This is a genomic window from Pseudaestuariivita atlantica, assembly GCF_001205715.1.
GTDB classification, from domain to species: Bacteria; Pseudomonadota; Alphaproteobacteria; order Rhodobacterales; family Rhodobacteraceae; genus Pseudaestuariivita; species Pseudaestuariivita atlantica.
The window spans coordinates 1-6,218 of the sequence record NZ_AQQZ01000033.1 but is presented as its reverse complement, the minus strand read 5'-3'; the positions used below and the strand labels follow the sequence as shown (position 1 = coordinate 6,218).

At 54.5% G+C, this 6,218-nt stretch carries 6 protein-coding genes; 1 reads left to right on the top strand and 5 read right to left on the bottom strand.

What is annotated here, in order from left to right; all coding sequences use genetic code 11:
• From ATO11_RS20830 to ATO11_RS20815, 5 genes are all read right to left on the bottom strand, one after another.
• Window positions 1–327, bottom strand: a 327-nt coding sequence (locus ATO11_RS20830; protein ID WP_134643198.1) for a DUF3768 domain-containing protein, incomplete at its 3' end; no start/stop codon positions are given.
• A 688-nt stretch (window positions 328–1,015) separates the two neighbouring features.
• Entirely contained in the window at window positions 1,016–2,089 is a 1,074-nt protein-coding gene (locus tag ATO11_RS20825; RefSeq protein ID WP_110553828.1) for a replication initiator protein A, read from the bottom strand.
• Window positions 2,090–2,204: 115 nt separating this feature from the next.
• Complete coding sequence (locus ATO11_RS22610; protein ID WP_050532841.1) at window positions 2,205–2,966, bottom strand: hypothetical protein; 762 nt, start codon at window positions 2,964–2,966, stop codon at window positions 2,205–2,207.
• 111 nt (window positions 2,967–3,077) lie between these two features.
• Window positions 3,078–4,013: an alpha/beta hydrolase gene (locus ATO11_RS21550; protein ID WP_082176571.1), complete on the bottom strand. Its 936-nt coding sequence runs from the start codon at window positions 4,011–4,013 to the stop codon at window positions 3,078–3,080.
• Window positions 4,014–4,016: 3 nt separating this feature from the next.
• Window positions 4,017–5,714 (bottom strand): RcgA family putative transporter, encoded by a 1,698-nt coding sequence (locus ATO11_RS20815; protein WP_134643197.1) that lies wholly within the window; start codon window positions 5,712–5,714, stop codon window positions 4,017–4,019.
• Between the two features lie 176 nt (window positions 5,715–5,890).
• On the opposite strand from ATO11_RS20815, the gene ATO11_RS22240 reads away from it, so the two are divergent.
• Entirely contained in the window at window positions 5,891–6,064 is a 174-nt protein-coding gene (locus ATO11_RS22240) for a hypothetical protein (protein WP_165587009.1), read from the top strand.
• Window positions 6,065–6,218 lie beyond the last annotated feature (154 nt).

The following is a 6,218-nucleotide window of genomic DNA, read 5'->3' as shown; positions in this document are numbered from 1 at the left end:
TTGCACAGAAAGAAAAGGACTTGAAAATGTAATTTCCTCATGCAGATCGATCTTCCAGAAGATGCGATGGCTTTCACCCGCCATCTCGACATCGAAGGCCCCGAAACTGTGATCTCCGTAGGGATCGTTGTCCTCGGTGAAGGTGTCGAAGCCTTGGACCCGTTGCATGATGATCGCTTTCGTAGCAGGCGAGAGATTGGCCACACCGCGCGTCATCACGATTTGGCCCAGAACGGTGGAGTCCGCGCCCCATGTTGTCCGGAACCGGTCGTTCTGTTCCGCGATCTTGATGGCTTCGGGTGTGGGGGTCTCAGGTCTGGCACGCATCGGTTTGCTCCTTGGTGTCTGGTTTTGAGAGCAGCCCCCGAGGGGCGTCGTCTCTAGAACCTGACCCACTGGCGAAGTGCCGGAGTGAGCAAAGGCACACCCCAATCGATGGGACGTGGCGCGGCCCGCAGCGCCTGGGGCGCGAGGACACGGGTCCTGTCTATTTGGGTTGCCTGCGCGAGAACCCAGCGGGTTCTAAAGCAACGTCCCCGCAGCGGCGTATCGCGCTCGCGCGAACCCCAAGGGGACCAGGAAAAATTCATGCGTTCTGCGCGTCATCCTTGGAAACATGGCGATTCGGTATATCGGGAACATCTGGTGTGGTCTGAAACACGACGAGTTTGCGCCCCGCTTGGTCAAAAAAATGCGGAAGGGTCGATCAAACCAGTACCAACGTGAGTTTTTGTGCGCCAACGATCGCGTCAAGCACCAGTTTCATAGCATATCCGAGGGATGTCGTAGGGAGCCGACTTTAGGGGTCTCTCCCGCCTTGGTTATTTCTGTTAGAAATTTAGTTAGGTTTGTTATGTAGTTAGGCTACTGAAAAGACTCAGGGAAATCAACTTTCTGACGTTACTTCGCGTTCCTGATGTACCGAACATGCGTTCCCGATATACCGAGGGTGTGTTCCTGTTGTACCGAGTCTGGCGTTCTTGATGTACCGAAGGTTTGTTCCCGATGTACCGAGTCACCAGATCGGGTTGGCTTCGATGTACTTCTTGGCGAAGGCGCGGAAGGCGGCGTTGGCGCTTTTGACGGGATCGTCCTTGCGTGCGGCCCATTCCCGCCAGGCATCGAGGATGTACTGGATGTCATATTCCGGGTTGGCGTGTTTGATCTCTGTCAGAACGGAGTGCGAGACACTTAGGTCCGACAGATTCGGTACATCGGGAACAGTGAGGTCATCAAATTTCGGCTGAAACCGCACAAGCGCCTGTTTTCCCTTCGTTTTGAATGGGGTTGACACTTCGGCGGGATCCACGATCTCGACATGGTAATCGGGAATGGTGCCAGCTTCGCAAATCTCGTTAATCCGGAACTTGAACTTGCGCTCGGTATCGATCGAGCCACACTTCTCGGCGAGGCGCTTGATCCCGATATACCATTCCGGCTGACGACCGACATGCTTGCGCGCCAGCTCGTAGAGGCGGCGCTCGAGACCCTTTGAGAGCCGGAAGTAGTCCCGATTGATGGTCAGGACCCGGCGATCTTTGACGATGGCATTGAACATCCACCGGTTCATCGTGACCTCGACAGCCCCCATGACGCGCTGACCGTTGCGATTGGTCCGTTCGATCACGCGCCAATCCTCGATCCATCCAAAGCCGCGCCGCTCGCGTTCGTCGCCAGCGGTAATGTTCGTCAGGATGTTGGTGGAGCGCAGCCGATCCAGCGCGTCGAGGAAGAGCTCATAGGCCCGCTTTCCGGAACTGCGTCCGGTCACCTTCAGGAAATCGTAGGCGGAGAACTTGATCGTGCGGTCCTGCACGCTGACGGGTGCGTCCGCGTCGAACTGCCCGTGTTCGATCCGCTCGTTCACAAGCGATGTGAGATAGATCAGGATATCCTTGTCCCAGATCGTCGCAATGCCCTTGTGTCCCGGCTGGATCTCGATCTTCACCGTGCCGTCGTCAAAGACGAAGGGGGTCATCCGCGGGCGCTTCTGAAGGGAGAAAAACGGGAACTCCATCAGGGCACGCTCGTCTTTGACCGGGGCGTCAGCGAGCTGGTCCAAGAAGAGGTCTACCTGTTTTTCTGACACGATTGTTCCTGAAGTACCGAATCTCTCTTGTTCCCGTTATACCGAGTTTTGTGTTCTTGATGTACCGAATTTTTCAATATATTGCGGTACGATCTATAGTTGGCCACAAGAGGCGTCAGTAGTTCACCTGCTCGAAGCCGTAGTTTCCTTCGTAATCACGCCAGTCCACGAAGACCGAACGGTGGAAGATGCTAGGACAATGCTCGCCATAGCGCTCGAGCCCAACATGGGCTGCGGGCAATTGGCTGGGGTTGGCCTCCCTCGTCCAGCGGAAGTCACCCTGGGTGCCATAGGTGCCGATCCGCATGGAGAAGGAGCGGTTGCAATCTCCGTCGCGTCCACTCTCGCGCTGGCTGGCGTAGGCGACATTGTAGACGCGGATCGAGCGCACGAAGTTGAAGTCGGGACCGCTTATGTCGATGTCTGCGCCAGCAGTTGCTTGAGCGAGCACTACCCCGACGCCTTCGGGTAAACTCGCCGTCGACGAACCGCCTGATCGAACCACGGCGGAATGCACTTGCGCGGATGGCGCGTCGGCTGGGACCTCCGGAATGAGCTGGTTTCTGTGCAAGGCATCAAGCGCCAGAGTGTCCCATAGCTTGGGCACTGGCGTGGTTGGAGCTGGAGCCTGAAGTCTTGCTCCCATCGGACAGCGCCAGATCTGAAGCGGAGGCTCGACGGGCCACGGCGTGATGCGTTGGATAAACTCTGCTCGCGCCCGCGCACAGGGTGTCGAGGCAGGCCAGCCGCCCGAAAGACACAGCAGGATCGCACAATCGATCTGGTAGCTTTGGGCTCTTGTTTGGGAGGCTCCAATCCCAAGACAGATACTGATTGCAGTCAATCCAGCGGCGATCTTTGAAGAAAACGGTCGCATGGCTCAGCCTACTGTTGAAATCAATATTATAATATTGAACCCCGTTCCCTTAGGATGCAAGGGGTGCGGACAACGACAATGCGTGAGCGGCAATATTCCGCTGCGTCTTCGTCAGGTTTCCAAAAAACGATCAACAGTTTTGGAGATGACTGCCGCACGAACGTCTGGTCTTTCCAGAAGCAGCGCGTGCTTTGCGTGTTCGAGTTCCATGTACTCGCTGTTCGACCACGCTGCCATCCGTTGTTGGATTGCACGCTTGTCGACGACTTCGTCACAGTCTCCGTAAAAGGTGATACAGGGAAGGTCTGGTGATTTCAGCTTTGAGATGCGGCGGCATTCCCTTAGGCTTTCGTGAAGCCACTTCATACTTGACCCAGCTGTCTGAAGCTCAGGCCTAGTGCGCGCTTGTCGACCCCAGTAGTCATAGTTCTCAGGATCGAAAGTAATGCGATTTCCCTCAAAAGGGGCGTGGCTGACATAGTTTTTCCCGTCATGTCCAGGAACATACGAAATTCCTCGTCCGAGTGCGCAAGCTGCCCAAGCGACAGGGGACGCAATCAGCCGCTGGAGCTGAGACATTTCAATGCCCCACATTGGCGCAGTGAATGAGCACGCGGAAACAGGTAAGCCTTGTATGACTGCCCGCAAACCGATGTTGCCACCCATGGAGTTGGCCATCAAAAACCAAGGCTTGGGCACGCTGAGCGTGGTGGCCATCTGTAGAAATGCGTCAACGTCCATTTGGTAGTCCGAGAATGCTTCGACGTGCAGTGTTGCGGGGTTGTCGAGCAGGCGCTGAGATAGGCCATGGCCGCGCCAATCGATTGTCAGAACCGCAAAACCTCTGGCGACCAAATCACACGCGAGCCGTCCTTGGAGCTCGATGTATTCTGTCCTGCCTGGAAATAGGAAGATGGTGCCGCGCACGTCTTTCGTCGTCGGCCAATAGCCAAGTCTCAGCCTTACGCCATCTCGTGTGACCGCCCAAAAAGCGGATCCATTGTCTGGTCCGTCAGAAATCGCCTGGAAGAAGGGTGCTTGCTCCATTCCTTACTTCCCGTGGGCTTCCCGTAGTTCCTCTTTCCTCATCAAATCCCTTGTAGCATGAGACGTTTGCGATCCCGCTACGCAGAATAACGCAGCGCAGCAGCTGGTAAGAAGAAGAACGGAAAAGCCGGTGAAGCGGCCGATCAGCCAGAAGTTGACCACAAGTAGAAGGATGACGCCTGCCCAACTCAACCACGTTTTCATCGTATTCTTGGCGGCTGCACCCACCGGACCGATGCTGTCGCCGTTTCCAGCTCGCTTTGCAGTGAGGAGACTGCGGACTGAGCCTCGAATTTGTGATGCGCATAAGAAAAATACGAAAACCGGAATGAACATCACGAAGAAGCTCGTTATCGATGCAGACGGGTTCTTGTCGAACCAAGTCCAAGAAACATCGTTGACATCAATCAAGGCGCCGGCGTCTAGGACCAACCAACGCATAAGGTTCTCGGAATCTGTCATCAAGTAGACGGCGACAAGTTTGATCCCGATGGAGGCCAACAAGGAAAAAACAGCGCAACGGAAAATACCACTGACGATCGAGTCTGCGATGTGCAGAACTTCGAGGCTTTTGTTGCTCTTCATCCCGGTGCGTAGACGCCCGGAGATGTCCTTGAAATCCATTGATACAATGTAGAGCAACATCAGACCGGAGAAGCAGTACCAATATGCAATGCCAGAGAGGAGGTTGGCGTACATTGATGCAGCCATGCCCTGGTTCGCGGACATGACATCTGGTCTCTCAATCGAAATTAACAACCAGTCGATGACTCGCGAACCCGCGTCGTTTTGCATGAGCGGTTGCAGATACGATCCGTACCATTGCAGCAAGAAAACGATAAAGAAGCACACCAAGGTGATACCGACAAAGGACGATGAGTAGAGCGCGAGTTTTTCATCCCAACTGCAGGATTGGGTAGTGTCGGAGCTTTCAGCAACCATCAATGGTCGCCACTGTTCTTTCCAGGAAGTAACCAAACTTGAAACAGTGAAAACGATGAGAGGCAGCCAGACAAGTTTGTCCAGCAACCAATTTGGGGACCAAAACAGCCCGACTTGTTTCTCCACATCTTTGACTGGGCTATAGGTTACGTCGTGTGCTCCCAAAAGATAGCCAATATAGAGCAGCACAGCGACGCTCGCCCACATTGTCACAACCATTCCAAATGGCGCACCATCGAGAAACAGGCATTCCGCTCGGCCGGCCAGGCTAATTTTTTGGTATTCCAATTCTTGTTGATCCAAAGGTGCTTCGATTTCGCCCGGACTCTCATTCGCCCGTATCATTTGACCCTCTACTCGGCCACTGGCTTCCCGGTCAGGCTCTGTTGTGACACGGCGACGTGCCCGTCTCTCTGTTGTTAGACGCTCTTTTGAGGCCTTTAGTTCTGACTGCCAACGGCTCGTCTCGACCGGATCGTTGCAGCCGAAGATGCGCGCCAGCCAGTGTATGTTTTTGTCGCTGATCCCATTGTCGTTTGCTTGAAACCAAACTTGGACGGTTCTCACGTCTATCCCACGATTGTTGGCATCCATCGCCGTAATTGCGTTGGCCAGTGTTTCCGGTGTCCACGGACCATCGGCGACTTCATGCTGGTCGACAGGCCGACCTGCGCCCTGTGCTGCCAGTCGCCCGAACAGCACTTTGAAGTTGTCTGTACTTTGCCGTGGTTCAACAAAGAATTTTCCGTTTTTTATCAAAGCCTCACGCGTCCGATTTGCGTGTTTTTGCGTTGTTTTGCGGAGTTTTTCGTGCGTCCAGCACGGAAGCGCGTTCTACTATACCGCGAAGGGTATCCCTTCGCGTAGCGAAGTGCCGTGGCGTTGGCTCACTGGGCGGATACCCGCGCTCTTATCGTGTCTTCAAGGGAGGTTTCATGTTCGAAAGCGACGAAGATGAAGCCAAAGCTACGAAGCGCATCATCGATGCTGGAACAGGCGAGTTGGTGGGGCTTCTCTATGTTTGGGAAGACGGATATGAGCAACCGTTATGGATCAACGGAGTTTGCGAGAAGACCGAGCTCAGAAAGTTGGAGGACGAGTCGACATAGAGCCGTTTGTATAAAGTCTGTGGGTACCTATTGTCAGCCATGAAGGTACAGCAGTATCGGATTGGAAGCGTTGGTGTTTTTCTGATCACTCCTTGCGAAACGCCGTAAGCGGTGCGCCGATCACACGGTTTTAGCGTAGTTCCATGGTAGCAGC

Bases quoted from the DNA above. Each gene is read 5' to 3' on its own strand.
- ATO11_RS22610 (WP_050532841.1), bottom strand. From the start codon at position 2,966: ATGCGACCGTTTTCTTCAAAGATCGCCGCTGGATTGACTGCAATCAGT.
- ATO11_RS21550 (WP_082176571.1), bottom strand. From the start codon at position 4,013: ATGGAGCAAGCACCCTTCTTCCAGGCGATTTCTGACGGACCAGACAAT.
- ATO11_RS22240 (WP_165587009.1), top strand. From the start codon at position 5,891: ATGTTCGAAAGCGACGAAGATGAAGCCAAAGCTACGAAGCGCATCATC.